The sequence below is a fragment of the Paenibacillus radicis (ex Gao et al. 2016) genome (assembly GCF_014641555.1).
Taxonomy (GTDB): Bacteria; Bacillota; Bacilli; order Paenibacillales; family Paenibacillaceae; genus Pristimantibacillus; species Pristimantibacillus radicis.
In genome coordinates this window covers 2,785-26,710 of the sequence record NZ_BMHY01000025.1, presented here as the reverse complement: position 1 = coordinate 26,710, position 23,926 = coordinate 2,785, and the positions used below count along the sequence as shown (strand labels likewise).

Here is a 23,926-nt window from a genome sequence, read left to right as displayed (position 1 = left end):
CGTACAGGCGGAGCTCAAGGCGGCCGTTCTCAAGGCAATCGTACAGGCGGAGCTCAAGGCGGCCGTTCTCAAGGCAACCGTTCCGGCAGGCCTCAAGGTGGCCGTTCTCAAGGCAATCGTACAGGCGGGGCTCAAGGTGGCCGCTCTCAAGGCAATCGTACAGGCGGGGCTCAAGGCGGTCGTTCTCAAGGCAACCGCTCCGGCGGGCCTCAAGGTGGCCGTTCCCGCGGTAACCGTTCCGGCGGAACCGTATAAGTTTGAAATGTAGTGTCAATCTTGCCATCACCCGAATACGGTAAATAAGCACAAAAGCCTATCGACTACGATAGGCTTTATCTTTTGCCCAAGGGGTGGACCCATGGAAGAGCTTCCGGTTCGCAAAATATTAATCGACAACGAAGATTGGAATGATTTGCAGGACACTGCTAAACGGGGAAGATATAAAACCGTCGACATCATTATGAATGGACAACAATATAAGGCACAATTCGGTTTACGCGGAGGACATACGCTGCACTATAGCAAAAAATCATATGAAGTCATTGTAGAGGGAGGACCAACTCTGCACTGGAACGCAGAGTTTGACGACCCCTCGCTCATTCGCAATGCGTTATCCTTCCATTTCTTTAATGAAATCGGAGTGCCGTCCCCGCTAACGCAGCATATCGAGGTTGAAATCAATGATCGTCCTCAGGGTGTCTATCTCGAGATTGAATCGGTGGACGCGACCTTCTTCAAAAAAAGAGGAATCGGCTTTCGTTCCATTCTTTATGCCAGTAATGACAGCGCCGATTTCAGCCTGATTGACCCCATCCATAGAGGAAAGAAAGACTCGCTCTTCGATGGCTATGAACTGAAATATGGAAGCGATAAGGTTACAAAACCGAAGCTTATCCGTTTCGTTAGAGGCATTAATAAACACTCCGGCAAAAGCTTCATCGCCTTTACAGCGAAAAGACTGGACGTAAAGCAATACTTGCTATGGCTCGCTGGGGCCGTATTAACGAGCAACTATGACGGGTTTGATCAGAACTACGCCCTCTACGAGCACCGAAAAACGGGGAAATATCGGATCATCCCTTGGGACTACGAGGGAACTTGGGGAAGAAATTGCTATGGCCGCCCTTGCGGCAGCGACTTGGTTCGGCTGCAAGGCTACAATAAACTGACCGAGAAGCTGTTTCAATATTCGGCTTGCCGAAAAGCTTACAAAGCAATTATCAATAATCTGCTTGTCACTCAGTTTACGGTTGAACGGATTGATCCCGTTATTACACGCTATTACAAACAAATTACGCCGGCTATCCGGCATGATTTTACGAGAAAAAGCAGCTACGATACGTTTCTAAACGAACCTTCCTTCATCCTGGAATACGTCCGGGAAAGACGCGCCATCATTAAAGCAGCCCTTAAGGCTTGGAAGGCCTGAAGGGCTGCTGCTTCTTCTATATTCCCGTTTTAAAAGATATCCATGCTTAAGTAACGTTCTCCCGTATCGGGAGCAATACAAAGCACTCGTTTGCCCGGTCCCAGCCGTCTGGCAATTTGCATCGAAGCCCATACGGAGGCTCCTGAGGATGGCCCCAGCAGCAAGCCTTCCTTACGGGCAAGGCTCCGCATCGTATTCAGCGCATCATCGTCGGCCACTTGAATAATTTCATCGTAGACTGATGTATTCAGAATTGCCGGCACGAATCCAGGGCTAGTCCCAACCAGCTTATGCGGGCCAGGCTGACCGCCGGAAAGAACGGGAGATCCTTGCGGCTCGACAACGGCTATGTACAAGTCAGGCAGCTCTTTTTTGAGCGTTTCCCCGGTTCCTGTAATCGTTCCGCCAGTACCCGCGGTCGCTACAAAAGCGTCCAGCCGGCCTTCCATCTGCTCCAAAATTTCGACCGCCGTCGTTATGCGATGAATATTCGGATTGGCTTCATTTTGGAACTGGTTCGGAATAAAGCTGCCCGGATTTTCCTGCTGCAGCTCCAGCGCTTTGCGAATTGAACCAGGCATCCGCTCGGCCGCTGGCGTAAGCACGACCTGCGCGCCATAAGCGCGTACCAATTGGATGCGTTCCTCGGACATATTGTCCGGCATGACGAGAATGAGCTTATACCCTTTCGCCGCAGCGTTCATCGCCAGCCCTATGCCGGTGTTGCCGCTTGTGGGTTCAATGATGGTGCTGCCTGGCTTGATCAGCCCCTTCAATTCAGCAGCCATAATAAGCGATGAAGCGGCACGATCCTTCACGCTCCCGCTTGGGTTGAACATTTCCAGCTTTACATAGATATCGGCGCTGCCTTCCTCCGCCAGCTTATTTAATTTGACCGCTGGCGTATCCCCGATAAGATCGATAACAGAATCTACGACACGTCTCTTTCCTTGCATCTGCTTCCCCTTCTCCCATACAAGTTCCCTTTCATTTAAGGCCTGCTCCCGGCCGGCTCCTCCGCTTTCAAGAAAGAGCGAAGGAACCACCATCCCGCAATCGGCGCGATACCCACTCCGAACATCAGCCATACGATTGCCGAAGGCGAGTGATTCAGAGGCAGCAAAATGAGATATCCGCTTAAACCAATTAAACGCCCTGCAATAAGTCCGGCTTCACGAAGGACGATAAGCTCCTCCCGCATTTTAACGCTAGCCTCCGACTGGCCGATCAAATCAAACACACGCGACGTAATCGGAATGATGTAAAGCGGCAGAAACAAGGCGGTTCCGATTCCAAACATCAGCAGTGTGGAATAACTGACCTTCCAAAACAGCGGCAGTATAACCAGTCCGAGCATAATCGTTCCTGCCAGCATCGCCCTATTGCGGTTGCGGGGGTTCAGCTTCTTGCCGACAAACCAAAAGCTAATCAAAGCTACCAATGAAGTAATGAGTGTGTAGTTACCAAGCTTGCTCTCATCCTTCGTTGCGATATAGACGATGAGACCAACAAGAAACATAAACACCCCTTCGCGTACCCCTTGCGCCACGATGGCTGCGAACATTTTCCGCCATGGATTGCCCCGCTCTGCCAGTTGTCTGAAGCCATAGGTCCACTCATATGGTCCCGCAACATGCTTCCGCTTGGCCAGCCAGAAGCTTAATATGAAAGCAATGCCAAATACAACGAGCGATAATGTGAAAATGAGCTGGTATCCGCGGTCACCGCGCAGCGTTGTAATGAGCAGACCTGAAATCCACGGTGCAATCATTCCTGCTGTTGAACCAAGCAATCCTGCCAGCCCGTTAAAGCGGTCCCGGTTGTCGGGTTCCGTAATTTCGAAATAGACGACGTTGTACGCCAGCCAATAAAAGCCAAGCGCCATGCCGCTAAGCATGCCAAGCGGGATGCCATAATATTGGGCTTGCTTGCCCAGCATAAGTACAGTGAAATAAAAGACCCCCGACAGCACGATGCCAAGACGGAGGCTGTTCATTTTGTTATGTTCCTTGACCCACTTGCCGGCAATATAGAAAGTAATGCCGCCTAGTGCATATTGTCCCAGTGCAAACCAGCCGATCAGCATATAGGACTGGCTAGCCTTCCATAAGTAGACCGGCACGAAAGTGCCTGATAATGCGCTTGCTACGCCAAATAGCCATTGGACAGCAAGCAGCAAAGCTGCCTGAGAGCCCAACGCGCCTTTGCTGGCCATGCGATGTCCGCGAGAGGCGGCCGATGCGGGTTGCTTAATCAAAACGAGTTCCTCCTTTTCCATTGATGGATGCAATGGTGGAATTACGTTTTGTAAGTTGCCCTAAATGACCGGCCTGCATGCGGCTTTCATTTTTCCAGACAGAAAAATCAATCCTGCGGACTTAACGCTTTAAGCATCCGCTCCCGATCCTTGTCACTTAGTATCGAAGATGTGTTGAAGCAGGAAGGGCATACGTAAAGAGTCGTCTCGATTGGCGATTGTACAAGCGGACGGCCAACCGCACCATGTACCGTCGGCTCGACATTCAGCTTCTGCTTGCCCGCTTCAATCATATACTCCCGGCAAGATGGACATTCAGGCGCTTCCTCCTGCTCGTCCACAACTCGGCGAAGCGTTTCTTCTACTGCCATCCAAGCTCTGTTCGTGTGGCGGAAGCCTTGATCCGTATCTTTCCATGCTGAACCGTTGCCGCCATAGGATTCATCTTCATCCCCCGCGTCCCACTCCGGCTCATCCGAAGTATCTTCTTCATCTTCGTCTTCCGCTTGATCATCTTGATCCAATCCAATTTGCAGCGTACGATAGCCGCTGAGTTCATTGTCGCAATGCGGACAATGCTTCTCCGGTCCGATTTCTTCATCCCATACGATCTCAGTCATGCACCATGGACAGATCGTTTGCTGTTCTTGCTCCATACCTTCACACCCCGTTTAATTGTTCATTAAATAGACAACGCCAAAAACAAAAAATAAAATGGCAACGACCAATAAAATACCCCATAAATATTTCATAGATTCCCCCAGCTATAAGGTAACTGTCGCCCCGATGACATAGGATAGGGCGATCGAGATCATCATCGCGATAAAACCGACAGCACGGTTATCTTTGGCAATCTCTTCGTCAATGCGGAATACCGGCGTAAGAAACTCAAACAAGAAATAGGCCGCCAGCAAAATAATGAAGCCGAAAGCACCCCATATCAAGCTTTGATAGATAGAGTCGTTGGCTTCGATTGAAAATCGGAAAATATTGCAGATGCCGAAAATTTTGCCCCCGGTCGCCATCGCTACTGCCAAATTGCCTTTCTTGATTTCGCTCCAGCAATTGTACTTGGTAACCAGCTCAAACACAAACAGAAAGACGATAAGCGACAGGACGACGAGCGATACATATACAAGCGATGCAGCATAAGAATTGCTAAGCAAACGGTCGACTTCGTTCTCCATTTTTCTTCACCTCGCTGCGGTTGAAAATGTAAGCTCCGGCATACGCCGGACAGCTTGTTGATTACGATAGGCGGGCGGAGCTATTTCAGCTCCGCCACCGTTACACCCGTACCGCCTTCTCCATAATTGCCGATCCGGTATGCTTTGACTAGGCTATGTCTCCGCAAATATTGCTGGATGCCTGTGCGCAGAACACCGGTTCCTTTGCCATGAATAATGTAAACCTGGCCCATTCCGGCCAAGTACGATTCATCCAGAAAACGATCAACCTCGATAATCGCTTCCTCCAAATTCTCGCCGCGCAGATCCAGCTCCATTCGAACCTGATCCTCTTTGGAACGCTTCAGGCTGGCAGCTTGTTTCGGTTGCTGCTGCTTGACGGCAGCAGATTGCTTAATCAGCTCCAAATCGTCCAGCGCAACTTTCATTTTCATAATCCCAAGCTGAACTGTGGCCTCAGAGCCGCTTATATCGACAACCGTTCCTTTTTGGTTCAAGCTGTAGACAGTAACCTCGTCACCCGGTTCGATTTTGGCAGGCTTGCCGCCTGTTCCTCCGCCGGCCGCTTTCTTCTTCTTGGCAAGCTCAGGCGCGGCTTCATCAAGCTTGCGCCGAGCCTCGATCAGCTTATGCTCCTTGACCGAAGCGCCTTCCTCCATCGCCAGCTTGCGCAAATCGGCGATAATCTGCTCGGCTTCTTTCTTTGCTTTGGCAACAGCCGCTGCTGCTTCCTCTTGCGCTTTCAGCAGCAGCTTGTCGCGCTGTTCTTCAAACTTCATCATATCGGCTTCATGACGGGCGCGCTGGCGCTCCATTTCCTGACGCAGCGATTCCGCTGTCAACCTTTCCGATTCCGCGCTTAGACGATTTTCCTCAAGGGAAGCAATCATATTCTCAACCCGCTGATCCTCTTCGCTGACTTCTCCGCGAGCGTGATCGATAATTTTCTTATCCAGTCCCAGTCTCTCGGCGATCGCAAATGCATTGCTTCGTCCCGGAACACCAACAAGCAGCCGATAGGTCGGACTTAACGTCGCGACGTCAAACTCCATGCTCGCATTTATAACGCCTTTACGGTTATAGGCATACGCTTTCAACTCGCTATAATGCGTAGTAGCGATGATCCGGCTGTCTTTGCGATGTACATGCTCCAATATAGCGATAGCAAGTGCCGAGCCTTCTGCCGGATCGGTACCCGCGCCAAGCTCATCGAGCAGGACGAGACTTTTCGAAGTCATCGATTGCAAAATGCGAATAATGTTCGTTAAATGGCTGGAGAACGTACTCAAACTTTGTTCAATGCTTTGTTCATCGCCGATATCGGCGTAAATCGCATCAAATACGCAAAGCTGGCTTCCATCCTCGGCAGGCACGAACAGTCCTGACATTGCCATCAAGCTGAGCAAACCGATCGTCTTAAGCGATACCGTCTTACCGCCTGTATTGGGACCTGTCACTATAATCGCCGTGTACTGGTTGCCCAGTTCAACATCCAGCGGGACGACACGATCCGCCGCAATGAGCGGGTGACGTCCGCGCTTCAGCTTCAGAAAGCCGCGGTCATTCATGCGAGGCAGCGTTGCCTTCATCTCATGTGCCATGCGCGCTTTCGCATACGCGAAATCCAAGCGGCCGATCAGCTCCAGATTGTACAGCAGGTCATCAACATGATCGGATGCCAGTGCGGTGAGCTTTTGCAAAATCTTCTCGATTTCACGCAGCTCCTTCGCTTTCAGCTCCCGAAGCTTGTTGTTCATCGCCACAATCGTTTCCGGCTCAATGAAGAGCGTCGCGCCCGAACCAGACTGATCATGGACGATACCGCCGAAGTTCGAGCGGTACTCAGCCTTGACCGGTATGACGTAACGATCATTACGGATCGTGACGATTGCGTCCTGCAGCATTTTCTGTACAGAGCTTGAACGGATCATCTGCTCAAGCTTCTCACGCACCCGCGATTCGCCGCTGCGAAGCTCACGACGAACGGAAGCAAGCTCAACGCTTGCGCTGTCCAGTACTTCACCCTGATCGTCGATGCAGTCGAATATCGCATCCTCGAGCGGTTTGTGCTCAGACAGCTCATCCGAGGTTTGATGCAGCAGCGGAATGGGGTCATCCTCATGAAGCACTTCAATATGCTTCTTGACGCGTCTGGAACCACGAGCGGTCAAGGCAATATCGAGCAGCTCTTCCGGATTGAGCGTTCCTCCGATGCGAGCCCGGTGAAGCGGACCGCTAATGTCGACAATACCGCCAAAAGGTGCATTCCCTTTCAAGCGATCCGCCTTATAGGCTTCATCTGTCGCTTGAAGTGAAAGCTTCACGAGCTCCAGATCCGAGCTTGGCAATAGCCGTTCCACGATCCCTTTGCCAAGCGAAGTTGCCGCATGCTGCTGCAATTTATGTGTAATTTTATGAAATTCAAGTGTAGATAAAATTTTGCTGTCCAAAGTAACACTCCTCTCGCCACTTTATTATATCCGAACCTAGGCACGGATGCACGAATCATACATGGATAAATGATTTATGGTCATACTACAAAAGAATTCGAAATGCCATTTCACCAGTGCGCGGGCAGGCCTCGGATCGAAGTGAACGGAAAGCCTCATGCGCAAATTATTGGGAGGTTGTGGACATGAATTTTTTAGGCCATGTTGTCAGATTTATCGTATCAGCGCTTGTACTGATGGTTGTCGGGTGGATTGTGCCCCAGTTTAGCGTCGGCGGCTTCTGGAGCGCTTTTTTCCTTGCTTTAGTTATCGCAGCCTTGGGCTGGATCATTGAAGGCATTTTTGGCAAAAAGGTTACGCCTTTTGGCCGCGGTATCGTTGGCTTTATCGCCAGCGCCGTCGTTATCTGGGTCGCGCAATTCATCGTCGGCGGCGTTACTGTTACGTGGCTTGGCGCCATACTCGCCGCGCTCGTGATCGGGATCATCGACTTGTTCATCCCGGTCAGTACGCCGTATGAAGCCGGCCGAAGCAGCCGGGATCACGATTAAACGACAATTCATCACGCACGCACCGCAAGAAGATCAGCCCTTGATCTCGTTTGTTGGAGATTGAGGGCTTTTCTTTTCTGGGCAAGATTGTCACCGGGCTGTCACTGCAAAGCAGCTTAGAATCGGTTACAATAGATTTGAAAAACAATTATTTCCGTTTCAAGGAGGAGCTAGTTTTGAAAAAATGGATCTTATTTGCGGCCGTGCTTTGCCTGGTTGCCGTAATCGCAGCTTGCGGAAGCAATAAAGGAAACAGTGAACCGACAACAAGCGGTGTTTCGGAGCCGAATACGGCAGCACCTGAAGTCGTGATCAAAGCGAAAAGCTGGGAATTCGATAAAGCGGAATATAAAATTAAAGCAGGCGAGCCTGTTAATTTGACGCTTGAATCCAACGGCGGCGTTCACGGCATCGACATTTCCAAAACCGATATAAAAATCGCCAACAAGAAGACGAAAGCGGTAACGCTTGAAGCTGGCGTATACGATATCGTCTGCAACGTGCCTTGCGGCAACGGACATGCAAAAATGACAGCTAAGCTGGTCGTCGAATAATAGCAATCGGCTAAAAGCCTTCTGCTCTCCGAGTTATTCTCGGATAGCAGGAGGTTTTTTTATGACTAGGCCTGATCTTTCAATTATAATCGAAAGTTTGCCTTTTCCAAAAAAAGACTGATGACTCTCCCTCTTCCCCTGCATTCATCACTCTGCTATCATTTCATATACTGGATATAATTGTATTGTCATCAGGGATGCCGATTGGAACAGATCAGGAGGGATGGCTAATGAGCTTACTCGAGAAACGGGTTGCGATCGTTAGCGGTGCGGGCAGCGGACTCGGAAGAGCAGCTTCACTCGCATTTGCAAGAGAAGGAGCGCTTGTCGCTTTGTTGGGAAGAAGGCGCAGCAAGCTGGAAGAAACAGCCAGCCTTATTCTCCAGCAAACAGGTCAAGAAACTTTAATTATTCCAACCGACATCACCGATGAAAGGCAAATCGATTCGGCTGTTCAGCAGGCTGTCCAGCAGTGGGGCGCAGTTCATGTCTTGCTTAACAACGCAGCCGTCATGGAACAAGGCACCGTGCTGGAATTAACGACAGAAGAATGGCAGTCACAGGTCGCAACCAATTTAACCGGACCGTTTCTGTTGACGAAGGCCGTTCTCCCGACGATGCGGGCAGCCAAATATGGACGCATTATCAATATTACGTCTGCGCATTCGTGGAATGGCTCCGGCGGCTTTGCCGCTTATAGCGCAGCTCAAGCCGGACTGGAATCGCTCACCCGAACGCTTGCCGACGAAGAATATGAATACGGCATCTTAGTCAATCTATACAATCCCGGAACGCTGCGCACCGAAATGCATGCTACGGGTAAAGATCCAACCGTTGTCACGCCCGATCTCATCCGATTGGCCAGCCTTCCGCTTGGTGGCCCGACCGGTACGATCGTCAGTTACGGATAGATAGCTTCATAAGGAAAAAGGGGCTGGCCCCGGGTCGTATCGATCCGGCGGTCAGCCCCTTCTCTTCCCCAATACATTCATGATTAACTTTGCTCGATCAGTTCAATCCATTCATTGTATTCCGTTTGAAGCTTCCGGTATTCATTCGACAGCTTGTCGAATTGCACCGCTATCCGGTCATGCTCCTCTTGCAGCCGCTCTACGGCAGCCTGCGCCTCGTTGCGCTCCAGCTCCAGCAGCTCCGTACGCTCGTCTTGCGTGCTCCGCTGCTCCGATGCAGCAGCTGCTTCGGCCAGAACCTGCTCCAACTGCTTGCGAAGCGTCTCCTCGGCTGCCGAGCGTTCCTGCTCGGCTGCCTTTAATTTCGCTGCCGCCTGCCGCGCTTCCTCAAGCTCTGTGCGTTCGGCTTGCAGCCGGTCATCCAGTTCCTTCTCCCTCGAAATCGCCGCTTCTAACTGCTGCGCAGCTATTCGTTCCCGGGCGGCAATGAACTCGAATTGCTCCGTCAGCTCACGCTCGCGGGTTTTGTAAGCCTCCAGCTCATCCAACTGCTCCAGCTCGCGGGACTCCGCATGATCGATCGAAGCCTTTAGCTCCTCCAATTGGGCTTGCAGCGCCTGCAATTGCTCCGTATGCCTCAACTGCTGTTCTTCCAGCGCGCTTTCGGTCTCGCGGGTACGCGACACCAGCTGTTTCTCAAGCTGCTGCTGCCGTGCGGCATACAATTCACTGGCGTCCAGCTCGGCTTGAAGCTCGCGTTCCAGCTCTTTATGGCGGCGTTCAAGCGAATCATATTGCTCCAATTGCTGAAGCAGCTGCTCCTCAAGCGAATCTTGGAATTCCAGCTCCCTTTTCTTGCCCTGCTCCGCAAATTGCCGTTCCAGCTCTGCAACCTCCGCCTGATGGCTTGCCGCCAGCTCTTGCTTCTGCTCTTCGAATTGTTGGCGCTCAGCCTGCTGCCGCTCCTTCAACTGCTCCAATTGCACCAGCTGCTCGGCATGCTCGCGCTCCAACGCCTCACGGAGCTCCGCTTGCTTCCGAATCTCAGCCTCGAACCGCTCTTCCAGCTCGCTAAGCTTGTCTTCACTGCTGCGCACAAGCCCAGTCCGCTCTGCCTCAAATTCAAGCTTGCTTTCTTCAGCTTGTACTTCCGCTTCTGCCAGCTGCTCCTTGAGCCCGTTAAGCTCCGACTGCAATTGCTCCTGCTTCTGAGCAGCGGATTGTTCTTGTTCCTGTTTCTCTAGCAATTGCTGCTGGAGCTGTTGCACTCGTTCCACAGCAAGAGCTGCCTGCTCCGTCAATGTTTCTACTTCACTCAACGCCTCTGCAAGCATACTTTCTTGCTCGGAGCCAAGCTGCTCTTGCGATTGCAAGGATGATCGCAGCGCTTCCTCCTGCTCCATTGCCTGCATGAGATGGTCATCAGCAGCCTGAATGCGCTGCTCGAATGAAGCCTTCTCTGCGTTCCAGCTCTGCTCAAGCTGTTCCGCCAAGGCTTGCAGGCGGGATCGTTCCTCCAGCCAGCTAGCTTGGCTTTGTTCAAATTCCTTCTGCAGCTGCAGCCGGCTTTCTTCCAGCAGCTGCTCTTGCTCTGCAGCTCTTGCCTCGGCTTCAGCTATGTATCGCTCTTCAATAGAGGCTTTATCGCTTTTCCAGTTTTGTTCCAGCTCAAGCAGCTTCGCGGCGGCTATCAGCTCCGCTTCGCTCGCTTTCGCGCGCAAATCGGCCATTTCCGCTTCTTGCAGCGCAAGCAGCTCCGACAGCTCTTCTTTCTCGCGGGCTAATTGCGCTTCCGCCTCCGCTTGACGTGCCGTCAGAAGCGCTTGTGACTCTGCCTGCTGGGCAGCAAGACGCTGCTCCATCTCTGCACGCAAAGCTGACAGCTGCTCCTCTGAAGCCGCCCGCTGTGAAGACAGCTCCTCTTCCAATTTCAATTGCAGAGTAATTAGCTGCTCTTCCGCTGCATCACGCTGCTCTGCCAAACGCCGTTCCGCTGCGACTAATCGTCCATCCGAATTGGATTGCAACGCTTCCAGCTCCGATTGCGATTGCGCCAAACGCGCTTCCGCCTCCGCACGCTGAGTGTTCAGCTGCTCTTCCGCTGCCGCCTGTTGCGCAGCCAGACGCTCCTCGGCTTCATTCCGCTGAGCATTTAACTGCTCTTCCGCTGCTGCCTGCTGCGCGGCCAAACGCTCTTCGGCATCCGCACGCTGCTTCGCCAATTGCTGCTCAGCTTCCGCCGCCTTCGCCTTAAGCCGGGCAGCCGCGCCAGCCCGCTCGTTCTCAAGCTGCTTCGCCGCTTCCGCCGATTTCTCAACAAGCAGTCCGGCAGCAGCCGACCGTTCTCTCTCCAGCGTCGCTATTGCTTCAGCCGCCTTCGCCCGCTCCTGCTCTAGCGCAGCCTTGGCTTCCGCCTCCTGCGTCTCCAGCAGCTCTGCTGCAGCCGCCTGCTCTTCCGCCAACACGGCTGCCGCTTTCGCAAGCTCTTGCTCCAGCGTGTCTGCCGACTTCGCTTCCTGCGCTGCCAATAGCTCAGCCGCAGCTGCCTGCTCCTGCGCCAATGCGGCCTCCGCTTTTGCCCGCTCTTGCTCCAAAGCCGCTGCTGACTTCGCTTCCTGCGCTGCCAATAGCTCAGCCGCCTTCGCCTGCTCCCGCTTCAGCGTCTCGGCGGCTTGCGCCTCCTGGACGGCGAGCAGTTCCTCGGCTTCCGCTTGCTGAATAGACAACTTGTGCGCAGCATCCTCCAGCTTGGCAGCAAGCTCTTCCGCCGCTTCTGCAACAGCGGCAGCCAGCTTCGCTTCATGCTCAGCTTCATGCGCCTCAAGCTCTTCTTTTGCTTGCTGACGCAAGGCGGCGAGCTCCTCCTGCAAGCCCGTCGTGCGCTGATTAGCAAGCTCCAGCTGCTCAGCCAGCACCATACGTTTCGCTTCGGAATCATGAAGCGTATCGTTCTCACGGCGAAGCCGGAACACTTCCTCGGTCATTTGTACAGCCGTCAGCACCGCCAGCTTCGGCAAATCAAGCCGCGGGTAGCCTTTTGCCAGCTTTTTCATCGTCTCGTCAATCGTGCTGGCGACTCTTCTCATATATTCAATATTGGAATGGCCCTTAAGCTTATATTGGTGTCCGTATATATCAACGGTTACGACGGTTTGATCAGCATCCATCATAAAGGAATCCTCCTATTGTCTATCTCTTGATCGCTTGTCATAGATGAAAGTCAGACAGTCCGCAATTACGCGCATTTTCTGCCCGAGCTTATAGAAAAAAGCCGCATCGAAAGCTCACAAGGAACTATTTCGATGCGACTTTGGAGGTTTCCTGCCTACTTTCTCAATTCCGCGGCAAAAGATTGTTCAAGCTCTGCTACTACCTTCCCGTGAAGCTCGGTAACCTCTTCATCAGTCAATGTCCGGTCGGCATGACGATATACGAGCGAGAGCGCAACGCTCTTCTTATCCGCGCCCAATTTCTCGCCGGTGAACACGTCGAACACGCGGACCGACTCCAGCAGCTCGCCTGCCGTTGCCCATGCCGAAGCTGTCAGATCAGCGGCCGGAACAGAACGTTCCAGCACAACTGCAATGTCCCGCTGCATAGCCGGGTAACGCGGCAGCGCTTTATAGCCGATATCAAATTGGGCCTGCTCGTAAAGCTCATCCAGCTCAATTTCGAGCACATAAGTGTCAGCCAGATCGCTCTCATGCTGAAGAGTAGGATGCAATTGGCCGACGTAGCCGATCGTTTGCGGCCCTCTCGCCGTTTCCAGCACGACTGCAGCCGTGCGGCCCGGATGGAAGTTCTCCGGCTGTGCAGCTTCGTAACGCACTTTCGAAGTTAAGCCAAGCACTTGGAACAATGTCTCCAAGACGCCTTTCGCATCATAGAAATCAACCGGCTCCGTTTTGCGGTTCCATTGCGCTTCTGTGCGGCTTCCCGTCAACAAAGCAGCGAAACGGTGCTTCTCTTGCGGCAGTCGAGTCAATACCTCTTCATCGGTATGGAACACGCTGCCGATTTCGAATACGGAGATCGAATCGTTCTTCCGGTTGCGGTTGTAGACTGCTGTCTCAAGCAGTTGAGCAACCAGCGTCGTGCGCAGCACGCTGCGGTCTTCGCTCATCGGCATCGCCAGCTTCACAGGCTTCTGCCCTTCGCCGGACAATGCCGGGAACAGCTCCGTACGCTCTGGTGAAGTAAACGAATAGCTGATCACTTCATGCAGGCCAGCATCAGTCAATCTCCGGCGCAAATCGCGGCGGATTGCCTGCGGCTTCGTCAATGCACCCGGTGTTACATCACCATGAATCGGCGTTGTGGGGATGTTGTCATAACCGTGCAGACGAGCAACTTCTTCGATCAAGTCAACGTCGCGCGTAATGTCGCCGCGGCGCGTAGGCACTTGAACGGTAAACTTGCCTTCCTCAGCCAAGCTGTAGCCGAAATTCAACCGTTCGAAGATCGTCTGAACTTCCAGCTTTGAAAGCTCTGTTCCGAGATAACCATTAATTTTAGCCAGCGAAATATCGATTTTGGCCGGCTCTGCTTTAGCGATTACTTCCTCGACAATGCCTTCTGTTACGAGACCTTCAGCGAGTTCAGCAATCAGTGCCGCTGCGCGGTCTAGAGCAGGAATAACACGGGCCGGATCCACTTCCTTCTCGAAGCGAATGCTCGACTCCGAACGCAGCCCCAATTGACGGGACGTTTTGCGAATGGTGCCGCCATCGAATTTTGCAGATTCCAGCAAAATATTAACGGTGCCTTCGTTAACTTCCGAATTTGCTCCGCCCATAACGCCCGCAAGGCCGATCGGCTTCACTCCATCGGTAATGACCAGCATATGCGGCTCCAGACGGCGCTCCTGATCATCAAGCGTTACCAGCGACTCGCCTTCTTTGGCGAAGCGCACTTCAATTTTCCCGCTTTGCACGGCATCTGCATCGAACGCATGCAGCGGTTGTCCGTATTCCAGCATAACGAAGTTCGTCACGTCAACGACGTTGCTGATCGGGCGGATGCCTGCAGCGATCAGGCGATTTTGCAGCCAAAGCGGTGAAGGACCAATCTTTACTCCCTTAATATAGCGGGCGCTATAATGCGAGCAATGCTCAGGCGCGCTAATCGATACCGAAATATGGCTGTCAGCCCGCTCCGGCGTATGGTTAATCGTATTTTCAGGCAGCTTAACGGGACGTCCCGTCAGTGCGCCGATCTCGTAGGCAACGCCCAGCATGCTCAAGCAGTCGGAACGGTTTGGCGTCAGATCAAGCTCAAGCACTTCATCATGAATGCCCAGAACGTCGCCGATCGATGTCCCGATTGGGGTCGATTCCGGCAGTACCAGAATGCCTTCTTGCTGCTCCTTCGGCAGCAGCTTATCGTTCAAGCCCAGCTCTTTCGCGGAGCAGATCATGCCCTGCGACTCCACACCGCGCAGCTTCGCGCGCTTAATCCGGAAATCTCCCGGAAGTACAGCGCCAATCGTGGCTACCGGCACGCGTTGGCCGGCCTCTACGTTTTTCGCTCCGCAAACGATTTGCAGCTCTTCGCCAGTGCCTACATCAACTTTGCAGACATTCAGCTTATCCGCATCCGGATGCTTCTCGCGGGATTTCACATAACCGACAACGACGCCGGATACACCTTTATCGAGGGACTCCACACTATCGATTTCGATGCCGCCGCGCGTCATTTTTTCAGCCAGTTCCTCAGCCGTGAAGCCGGACAGCTCGACATATTCATTCAACCATTTATAGGATACTTTCATCGCTTTTTCTCCCCTTCCTTCCGTTACATCTTCGCAAATTGACTTAAGAAGCGCATATCGTTCGTGTAAAAATGACGGATGTCGTCAATGCCGTATTTGAGCAGCGCAATCCGTTCAACGCCCATACCGAAAGCAAAGCCGCTGTATTTGGCCGGATCATAACCGCCCATCTCCAGTACACGCGGATGCACCATGCCGCTGCCCAATATTTCGAGCCAGCCCGTGTGCTTGCACATCCGGCAGCCATGACCAGCGCACTGCACGCAAGTAACGTCTACCTCGGCGCTAGGCTCCGTGAACGGGAAAAAGCTTGGACGAAGGCGGATTTCCGCCTGCGAGCCGTACATTTGTTGTACGAATTGCAGCAGCGTGCCTTTCAAATCGCTCATCCGGATGTTTTCTCCGATTACGAGTCCTTCAATTTGATTGAACTGGAAGGAGTGAGTCGCGTCGTCATCATCTCTGCGATACACTTTGCCCGGGCAAATGACTTTAACCGGCTTGCCGTTCATTTGCTTCATCGTCCTCACTTGTACGGGGGACGTATGCGTACGCATCAATATATCATCCGTGATGTAGAACGAATCCTGCATATCGCGGGCCGGATGGTTTTTCGGAAGGTTCAGCGCCTCGAAGTTGAAATAATCGGTTTCCACCTCTGGACCTTCTGCAATCGTATAACCGAGACCAACGAAAATATCTTCAATCTCCTGCGCTACTTTGTTCAATGGGTGAACGGAGCCTGTAGGCAGCGCCTTACCCGGCAACGTTACATCGATCGTCTCCGCACGCAGACGATTTTCCGTCTCCGCCTGCAGAAACGCCGTTTGTTTTTGTTCAATAACAGCCTCAATCGCTGCCCGTACCTCGTTGCCAACTTGGCCGATAACCGGACGTTCTTCGGCACTCAATCCGCCCATGCCGCGAAGAATTTCCGTCAAAGCGCCCTTTTTGCCCAAATATTTCACTCGCAAATCATTCAGCAGCTGCGGGTTGTCTACCTGCTGCAGCTCCTGCAGCGCTTCGCCGCGCAAAGCTTCCAATTTCTCTTTCATCAACATTCGCCTCCATTTTTACCATCTCTCGTTCGGGACAAACAAAAAAAGGCCCTTTCTCCCCGCAAGGGACGAAAGAACCGTGATACCACCCTAATTCGGACTGCTGCCGGCGCAATAAGGCCGCCTTGCTGCAATCCCTCATTCCCATAACGGCGGGAACCGGACACTCCCTACTCGCGCATATGCATAATGCCATGCGGTTCAGGCGTCTGCTCCGGAGTGAATTTCGTCAGTCTGATCTCGTAAAGGCGCTCTCAATCTGCGGCGTCTTCTCCCTGTGCGGCAGCACTGCTTACTTATCTCCATCTCAGCTTTCAATGCTATAGAATCAATAATAAAACATTAGTCTCTATTATATGCAATTTCTGCAACGGTTGCAACTTCGAAAGCCTGCTACGAATCAATCCGCATCATCATCTCTTCCAGTAAACGAATTCTGGCAAATGACGCCCGCAGCAGTCCCATTCCAATCTCCGGATATAGGCGGATAAGGCGCGCCATATCGTCGCCAGCAAGCTCCAGTACGCGCACTTCACCAAGCAGAGACTGTGCGGATACCGATGACGGCGTCCCGTCAAGAGCTGATGTCACACCACATACATCACCAGAGCCAAGAACACCTATAGTCCCTTCCCAGCCGGCAGCGGAAGTGCTTGTAAGCTCAACATTGCCTTCGACAATAACGTACATCGCTGTATTTGGCGTTCCCCGCTCCAGCAGCTTAGCATCATCTGCCCAGACGCTCTCTTTGGCAATCGTTGCGATTAAACCAAGCTCTTCCAGCGATAAGTCGGCAAAGTAAGGCACTTGCCGCAAAAACACCACTTTATTCAATCGTCCCATTGCCTGTTCCTGCGACACGTTCTCACCCTCTCCTTGTTGGGCCGCTACGGCCATCTCCCGCCACCAGTCATCCGATTCAGCAAGCGCCTGTTCCATTACATGCTGGGCGCCAGACTCCGGCAGACGATCTAGCAGTCCGGCAGAATCCTCCTGCTCCAATAAAACAAGCAGCCGCTGCGACAATCTGCGGTCTCCAACGCCTTCGGCAAGCACTTCCCAGCCGTTGCTGCGGATCTCCTCATCCGGGTCGCCAGCCGCTTTGCGAACAGCCTCCACGACTTGCTCATCCGCCAAGGCACCTAGCACCGACCACACGCCATCCATGTAAAAAGCACGAACTTCATGCATCCTCAAGCCCGCTAGCTGAGCCATATCCTCCTGTCCCATAGCAGCAAATGCAGCGCCATATGCAGCGGCATCATCCAAGTGAGCTAGCCTTAATAATGCAGATTCAATAAGCCGGGAGCGAATTTCCTCCTCAGGAAGCAGCTTTGCCAGTGCCTGAATCGCGATCGTCCAGCGCTTCGGATGTGCGCCCTCCAAGCTGCCAAGCAGCGGCGCAACTGCCCTCTCTCCAATCTGAACAAAGTAATGGAATACCGTCCGGGTCATTTCCTGATCCATCGTCGGCAAGCCCTGAAGCAGTTCCGGCAGTAAACCGTCCTCACCCAATTCACCAAGACAAGCGATGGCCGCGACCCGTGCGGCAGGATGCTGGTCCTGTACGAGCTTTCCAACTTCAGAGATGAACTCCTTGAGGTTCAGCTCCGCAACTACCCGGCAAATATAGACAGAGGCTTGTCCGCCTTCCTGCAATATACGGTGAATCACTTCGGCGCACGCCTCAAAGCTTGGCGCATTATTGAAGGAATACATCGCCTTCACCGCTTCCGCCACAACGGCAGGATGGCGGTCGAGCAGCTTCTGCCGCAAAAAGTATAAAGCCTGATGTTCCATATGCTTCATCCGGCCGATCTGCCGGACACCCTCCGCACGCAATTCATCGTCGGGGTCCTCCAGAAAAGCGGCGATTTTCACCATAGCTGTTAAATCGGCATGCTCCAAATTCATAGCACGCACCGCCGCCACCCGAATCCGGGGGATCGGGTCTTCAATAAGCTTCAACAGCTCGGGCAGATCTTTTGGATTTTGCAGGCGGCCTATTATTTGAAGAGCGATTTCTTTAGCTGGATCATTCTCTTCCTTCAGCATGCCGCTTATTCTCGCCATAGCCGCCGGATTGCGAACCAATTCCTCGAACTGCTCCGTCAGATCAAGCTCACCGGCCGACTGTACGCTGCTTACCAGCTCGCGCATATAATATTTTCTGCCGATCCATGCCAGTCCAAACAAAAGCACGGAACCGCATAAGCCGGCAAGCGACAGCAGCGTCCATGACAACCCCAGTCCGGAATGAAGAAATTGCAAAGCAGCGCCCGCCATAATACCGGCTGATGCCGCTATGCCCTGAGCCGCGTAGCGGTAGCTGTCCCGCTGAGCCAGCGGGAAGGTTTTGAAGAAGATCTGATAGGAAGGTTCTGCCGAATAATAGAGCAATAGATAGAGCAGCATATAACCCGCAGAAATAATAGGCAGTGCGGCAGACGAGCCAATAAGCATAACAGCAGCGGCAAATGATAGAACATAAACTGCTGATATTGCCGTCAGCATTTGACTTGCGCCCAGCTTTGCCATCAGTTTGCCCGATACGGTCTGCAGCAGGAATGCGAGTATGAACAACACCATTGTAATCATCCCGAAATAACGGCTGAACTCTTGTTCACTAGGGTAAGTGATTCTCGTTACATTCAAGAACTGATACTCCATTAGAAAATACAGTGCTGGCATAAAGGTCATCAGTAAAATGACCGTAAGCAAAAACGGCGACCGCAGTGCATGACGGAATACAGCTCCCGTCGTAAGTGCCGGAGCCTCTTCACGGGAAGCTTCCGCTTTTAGCGATAAAGGCACCAGATATTTCCCTATTACCTGATTATAATTACGCCATGCGATCAACAGAAGAACAGCTCCAACCGCGTAGATCGTCTCTGGACCAAAGCCGATGCTGATTGCTTGGGCTAGTAAACCGGCAGCTACGCCGCCTAGCGTTGCTGCCCCGACAAATATCGGCATCAGCCGTTTGGCCTGCTGCGTCTGGCATGTATCAACAGCGAGGCTCCATAGTAAAATCGTCTGCTGCCTGACGACAAAGTTAGAGAAGATGAACAGCACAGGATAGTACCATAACAGCTCTACACCGGCCAGCTTTAGCGTCAGCAGCACCAGCGCATTAAACGCTACGATACCCAGCATCATTCCATACATGACCCGCATAAGCTTCGGCTTTGGCAGTCTTGCTGCAAGCCAGGACAATAACCAAGCTTCAAGCGGTAAAATGACCGCTTCCGCCGCATACACGTAAGGCAAATACTCGCTTCCGAGCCGTTGGTTGAACAGCGTCATGAAGCCGTTGTAATTGAGCATCTCGGCAATACCGCATATAAAAAAAACAGGTGCCATCAAGATCAGCTTGCGCTGATCTTCGGCACGGGCGCCTAACGCGCCTATAATACGTTCCATATTCATTGGGCTATCCATCCGTTTCGCACACTCATTAAGCCCCTATCAGCGGCTGAACGGCTAAGCGCTGTATAATAGTTTCCGATAATAGATTAACCGGTCCTCGCCGTCAAAATAATAATCCGGACAACGGCCTACGAGGCCGAAGCCGTTTCTCTCAAACAGTCTTCTTATCGGCAAGTATTCCGGCAAATCACAAGTATAGGTGATGATATAGCGAGAATGAACGAGCAGCAGATAAGCGAACATTTCGGCAATCAGCGCTGAAGCTACACCTGTTTTGCGATATTCTCGGTGTACGACAATGTAGTCCCAGCTATAGCCGCCCGTTTGCTGCTCGTTTTCCGCTATACTGTTGATCGCAATAATTTGTCCCGCTTCATCAACGGCGTACCAAAGCACAATTTCTTTGGCGAGAGCGCGGTAAGGAAGCTGCTGGAAATGAGATAATTCTCCTGGCGTATAGCGTGTGTCGTCAAACGATTGATCTGAGAGCAGAAAATGAATAATCCGCTCCGCATCCTCTGCCATTTCCAGCTTTTCTATCCGAAATTGCCCTACCAGCATAATCTCCGCTCCTTCACAGCTTTCCAGAAGATACGATTACATTCGTCTTATACGGCAAGCGTGCCATTCCAGCCCTCTGTCGAGCCTTTCTGGTAATATTCGTCGCAAAGATAGAAATATAGCTTAGCCGCCTTGTCGGACCGGTTCTGCTTGATTACTTCAATAAATGTTTCGCGTGCGTCCAAAAACCGCCCTTCCTGACAAAGCAAGATGCCTTTCTCGAATAGCGGCTTCGTACGGTCTTTCAACAGCCGGATCGCATCCGAGTCTCCTTCATAAACATCTATCAGCTCGATTGGCTCATCCTTGCCGTCAATCCGGATACGGCCTAGTGAACGATGCCGGAAGCGCTCTGGCGACCGCAACTGCTCGAAGAACGTTCTAGTCGCCAGAATCGGCGTTCCCATCGTATCCGATATTTTCTCAAGCGTTGCGGTCATATTGACATCATCGGAAATGATATTGCCTTCCATGCGCTGCTCTTCTCCGACGATACCGAGCATGAGCGGTCCCTTATGCAGCGCCATGCCAAGATCAACGGCCTTGTAGCCGGATTGGCGCAGCTGCTCGTTATAAGCGGCGAGATCCCGGCGGATTGCAATGGCTGCACGCAAGGCATCGTCTGAATGGGCTGGAAACAGCGCCATAAAGCCCGCACCCAAATATTTGCTGATCAGCCCTTCCTCCTTGCGGACGAACGGACTAAACCGTTTCAGGAAGGCGTTCATGAAGTCAAAATTTTGCTTCGGCGACAGCTGTTTGGACAACTCGTGGAATGAGCGGATATTCGCAACCATCACGGTCATGTTTTGTTGAACCTGATCGCCAAGGTGAATGTCGAGTATCCCTTTTTTGCCTAAATATTTGAAAAACTGCTGCGGGACGAACCGGTGCGACGCTTCGCTGAACGAAGTTACATCTTTAATATAATTACGGATATGCTTGGCCATCAGGTTGAATTGCTCGCCAAGGTCGCCTACCTCGTCTTTGGACCGGATATGAACCTCGACGTTCCAATTGCCGTTAGCCATATCCATCACGCTTCTGCGCAGCTTGCGCAGCGACGAGAGCATAAAGTAGGTAGTGCCGGTAACAAATGCAATAAGCACCAAGCTGATAATACCGATATTAATGACAATACTTGAGTATATAGTCTGATTGGATTGATAGAGTACATTCAGATCACGGCCTGTTTCATAGATGCCTACAACTGTCCCTGATGAATCATAGATAGGACCAATCGCATACAGCCATTTGCCGGTGGCATCCTCCCATCTCCCCGTCAGCACCTCGCCATTGTCAATTACCCGCTTGTTCTCCTCGCTGAGCGGGAAAGGCTTGTACATATTGACGCCGTCATCGTCATCCATCATGATGAAGAGCCCGCCGTTCTCGTACTTATAGAGCGTACTGTACAGCCCTTTCCGGTTGGCGTCATCCTCGCTCTCGAACAGAAAGTTCATTTTATCGTAAATGGCGGTGTAATTCGGGCTTCTGTAATCTCTCGGAGAAGTAAGCTTGTTCAACTGATCGCCATTGATGATATTTTGTCCGTTGCGTGCAAGAAGGGACAGCTGACGCTGCATTTCCTCTTCCATGCGGCCGGAAAAGCTGCTGTAGACAAAATTGCATAATAGGATCATTGAGATCGTAACGATCGGGACCAGCATAACGACCTGCTTGACGAAGAGCGATATTCTGCGGTTCAACAAATGAACATAGACGAGCCGCAGCATCGTAATAACAACAGCAAGCAGAGCCGCTGCAGCAAGCCAGGCGAGCCAGCCCATCATCACCGTCTCCCGGTCATATGAGACGTTATTAATAGTAGAGCTGTCTTTCTTGGTCAAATTCAACACACGGTCATCCAGAGCAATATAGAGCGTTCCGCCAGAACCAATCGTAAAATCCATAATTTCAACACTCTCTGCGCCGGCGGCCTTGCTTTGCAGCACATCTTCGCTGAGATCGACACGCAGGCCGCTAGAGTCGTCAGCCTTCATACTAGTGACAGAATTGACAAGTCTGTCGATGAAATACAACCTGCCGTCGGAGTGCAGCTGCAGCGCTTCAGGAAAGTTGGTTCTCGTCCGGTTCATCCCTTCCAGCGGGTAGGCCATCGTGCTGGCGCCGTCTGCTCCCACCCGGAAAATCGCACCGCGTTTCGTCGCATAGAAGATACGGCCGGGCTCAAATCCCACAATCTCTGAAAGATAACGGTCATTAGGCACTTTAAACCGGAATGCTTCTACAGGCTGGCCGCCGCTCTCCAGCAGGCTCAAGCGATTCAGCACAATTTCTTGCTCTTTATCAAAGTAGAAATAAAGCGATTGATCCTGAAGCTGGAACCCTTGAATTTGTCCGACTCTTTTATTTGTGCCGTCACCCTTTAAGCTGTAAAGAATTTCGCCCTCCTTGCTTTCCGGAGCGTAGCGGACAATTCTTTCTTCCTGGACGTACAGCCCGTACTTGTCCAAAACGGTATCCAGTGCGTAGATGGTCCCGTCCGGAGCTGCGGCAGCATCCGTGAAATCATGCCGGTCACCGTCATTGGGCTTCTGCCGGATCCGATCCTCCAGCATGCCGCTTTCATCCATGCGAATGATTTCCTGGCGGGAGTCGCCAATGGTAACCAGTCCGCCTCCCGGCCCAGGTGCCAAGCGGGATAAATACGTAAGCGCCTTCTCATTATCCGTGGGCAGCGAAAGCAGCCTATTCGCATTCGGATAAAGCCATAATCCCAGACCTATGGCAACGACAAGCAGCAATGCTATACTCCACGTTGACTTTCTCATGGACACCATCACTTTCATTTTCCCTATTTGCTTTTACCGAACTATCAATTAATTCCATAGTACTACATGTATCGAGATTTGGCATCAATTTCCTTGTTTCTTCGCCATAAAATCGGGTCGAATTAATCAGGTTTATGTTGAAGCGCTTCCTCCCGTATAGTAGTATGAATAGTAGAAGAAAATGGTAGAAGCAGGCTTGTGGCCGCTTCGCACGGAAAGGGTTAACTATGGGTCAACTAGTATGCGGCGGAGCCTCTTTGCAATGTTCGTTTGGCGCTGCTCCCGGCACTTTGAACGTTCTTCCTGCCAATCGCGTTATGACTTCCACGCCGATTGCCAACATTATGGACAACAAACCGATGGTCAATATTCTCCCATTCGGAATGTGCACCTCCCTGGCCAATCCTGCCGTGGCTGCTGCGACAGCTGCGGCTTTGGGCGCGCTGACTCCTCAGCCTTGCTTGCCCGTGACAGCCGCGCCTTGGGTACCGGGCACACCGACGGTTCTTGTCGCCAATATGCCCGCTCTTAACAATACCTCCAAATGCATGTGCAACTGGGGCGGCGTCATACAGATCGTTAATCCTGGCCAAGTTACGATACAGGTGCCCTAAATGGTCGAACAACTGCTAAAGCCGATATTCAAGCCGATCAAACGGATGATCATCACCCCTCTCAAGCGGGCCAAAACATTGCCCAAGAGACTGCTGGGGTGGCTGCGGAGATTTCTGGTTACCGCCTTGTTCGGACCGCTCCGCTCTCTGGACAATTATTTAAAGCTAGGCAGCTATTACATTGCCAAAAAAATGGTGGCGCTTATCATCGTTATCGCGCTCATTGTAACGTACTTCGGATTCATTAACCCGCCTGCATTCATTAACAAATGGTTTGGCCGAACGCCTGAATTGTCGGCGTCTGCCGCGGCAGCAGACGGCTTTACCGGTACAGCCTCCGTCAAGGGTGCCGATGGAAAC

At 52.1% G+C, this 23,926-nt stretch carries 18 protein-coding genes; 7 read left to right on the top strand and 11 right to left on the bottom strand.

Annotated features, from left to right (window positions below; translation table 11 throughout):
* The coding region (locus tag IEX98_RS28695; RefSeq protein ID WP_188893092.1) for a hypothetical protein at window positions 1-268 on the top strand (268 nt) is incomplete at its 5' end.
* A gap of 90 nt (window positions 269-358) precedes the next feature.
* A complete protein-coding gene (locus tag IEX98_RS28690) occupies window positions 359-1,429 on the top strand; it encodes a CotH kinase family protein (RefSeq protein WP_188893091.1) in 1,071 nt (356 codons plus the stop codon).
* Between the two features lie 29 nt (window positions 1,430-1,458).
* Here IEX98_RS28690 and cysK read toward each other — a convergent pair whose 3' ends face one another.
* The 5 genes from cysK to IEX98_RS28665 all read right to left on the bottom strand — a co-directional run bounded on the left by cysK (window position 1,459) and on the right by IEX98_RS28665 (window position 7,323).
* Complete coding sequence (gene cysK / locus IEX98_RS28685; protein WP_188893090.1) at window positions 1,459-2,385, bottom strand: cysteine synthase A; 927 nt, start codon at window positions 2,383-2,385, stop codon at window positions 1,459-1,461.
* A gap of 35 nt (window positions 2,386-2,420) precedes the next feature.
* The gene (locus tag IEX98_RS28680) at window positions 2,421-3,686 is read right to left on the bottom strand and encodes an MFS transporter (protein WP_229692441.1); all 1,266 of its coding nucleotides are present in this window, start codon (window positions 3,684-3,686) and stop codon (window positions 2,421-2,423) included.
* 107 nt (window positions 3,687-3,793) lie between these two features.
* Entirely contained in the window at window positions 3,794-4,342 is a 549-nt protein-coding gene (locus IEX98_RS28675) for a hypothetical protein (RefSeq protein WP_188893089.1), read from the bottom strand.
* A 108-nt stretch (window positions 4,343-4,450) separates the two neighbouring features.
* Window positions 4,451-4,873, bottom strand: coding sequence for a DUF350 domain-containing protein (locus tag IEX98_RS28670; protein WP_188893088.1), 423 nt, complete (start codon window positions 4,871-4,873; stop codon window positions 4,451-4,453).
* Window positions 4,874-4,953: 80 nt separating this feature from the next.
* Window positions 4,954-7,323: an endonuclease MutS2 gene (locus tag IEX98_RS28665; protein WP_188893087.1), complete on the bottom strand. Its 2,370-nt coding sequence runs from the start codon at window positions 7,321-7,323 to the stop codon at window positions 4,954-4,956.
* Window positions 7,324-7,508: 185 nt separating this feature from the next.
* Between IEX98_RS28665 and IEX98_RS28660 the strand changes: the two genes are divergently transcribed.
* The 3 genes from IEX98_RS28660 to IEX98_RS28650 all read left to right on the top strand — a co-directional run bounded on the left by IEX98_RS28660 (window position 7,509) and on the right by IEX98_RS28650 (window position 9,339).
* Window positions 7,509-7,874 (top strand): phage holin family protein, encoded by a 366-nt coding sequence (locus tag IEX98_RS28660; protein ID WP_042163881.1) that lies wholly within the window; start codon window positions 7,509-7,511, stop codon window positions 7,872-7,874.
* 176 nt (window positions 7,875-8,050) lie between these two features.
* Window positions 8,051-8,428 carry a cytochrome C oxidase subunit II gene (locus IEX98_RS28655; protein WP_188893086.1) on the top strand — a complete coding sequence of 126 codons (378 nt, stop codon included), beginning with the start codon at window positions 8,051-8,053 and terminating at the stop codon, window positions 8,426-8,428.
* 230 nt (window positions 8,429-8,658) lie between these two features.
* Window positions 8,659-9,339 (top strand): SDR family NAD(P)-dependent oxidoreductase, encoded by a 681-nt coding sequence (locus IEX98_RS28650; protein ID WP_188893085.1) that lies wholly within the window; start codon window positions 8,659-8,661, stop codon window positions 9,337-9,339.
* A gap of 83 nt (window positions 9,340-9,422) precedes the next feature.
* Here IEX98_RS28650 and IEX98_RS28645 read toward each other — a convergent pair whose 3' ends face one another.
* The 6 genes from IEX98_RS28645 to IEX98_RS28620 all read right to left on the bottom strand — a co-directional run bounded on the left by IEX98_RS28645 (window position 9,423) and on the right by IEX98_RS28620 (window position 22,952).
* Window positions 9,423-12,509, bottom strand: a complete 3,087-nt coding sequence (locus IEX98_RS28645; RefSeq protein WP_188893084.1) for a cell division protein ZapA — start codon at window positions 12,507-12,509, stop codon at window positions 9,423-9,425.
* 155 nt (window positions 12,510-12,664) lie between these two features.
* Window positions 12,665-15,109 (bottom strand): phenylalanine--tRNA ligase subunit beta, encoded by a 2,445-nt coding sequence (gene pheT, locus IEX98_RS28640; RefSeq protein WP_188893083.1) that lies wholly within the window; start codon window positions 15,107-15,109, stop codon window positions 12,665-12,667.
* Window positions 15,110-15,132: 23 nt separating this feature from the next.
* The gene (pheS, locus tag IEX98_RS28635; RefSeq protein WP_188893082.1) at window positions 15,133-16,164 is read right to left on the bottom strand and encodes a phenylalanine--tRNA ligase subunit alpha; all 1,032 of its coding nucleotides are present in this window, start codon (window positions 16,162-16,164) and stop codon (window positions 15,133-15,135) included.
* Window positions 16,165-16,560: 396 nt separating this feature from the next.
* Complete coding sequence (locus IEX98_RS28630) at window positions 16,561-19,596, bottom strand: Npt1/Npt2 family nucleotide transporter (RefSeq protein ID WP_188893081.1); 3,036 nt, start codon at window positions 19,594-19,596, stop codon at window positions 16,561-16,563.
* Between the two features lie 54 nt (window positions 19,597-19,650).
* Window positions 19,651-20,157: a GNAT family N-acetyltransferase gene (locus tag IEX98_RS28625; protein WP_188893080.1), complete on the bottom strand. Its 507-nt coding sequence runs from the start codon at window positions 20,155-20,157 to the stop codon at window positions 19,651-19,653.
* 47 nt (window positions 20,158-20,204) lie between these two features.
* Window positions 20,205-22,952, bottom strand: a complete 2,748-nt coding sequence (locus tag IEX98_RS28620; protein WP_188893079.1) for an adenylate/guanylate cyclase domain-containing protein — start codon at window positions 22,950-22,952, stop codon at window positions 20,205-20,207.
* Between the two features lie 227 nt (window positions 22,953-23,179).
* On the opposite strand from IEX98_RS28620, the gene IEX98_RS28615 reads away from it, so the two are divergent.
* On the top strand, window positions 23,180-23,566 hold the full coding sequence (locus IEX98_RS28615; RefSeq protein ID WP_188893078.1) for a DUF4280 domain-containing protein: 387 nt from the start codon (window positions 23,180-23,182) through the stop codon (window positions 23,564-23,566).
* On the top strand, window positions 23,567-23,926 hold a 360-nt coding region (locus tag IEX98_RS28610), incomplete at its 3' end, for a hypothetical protein (protein ID WP_188893077.1).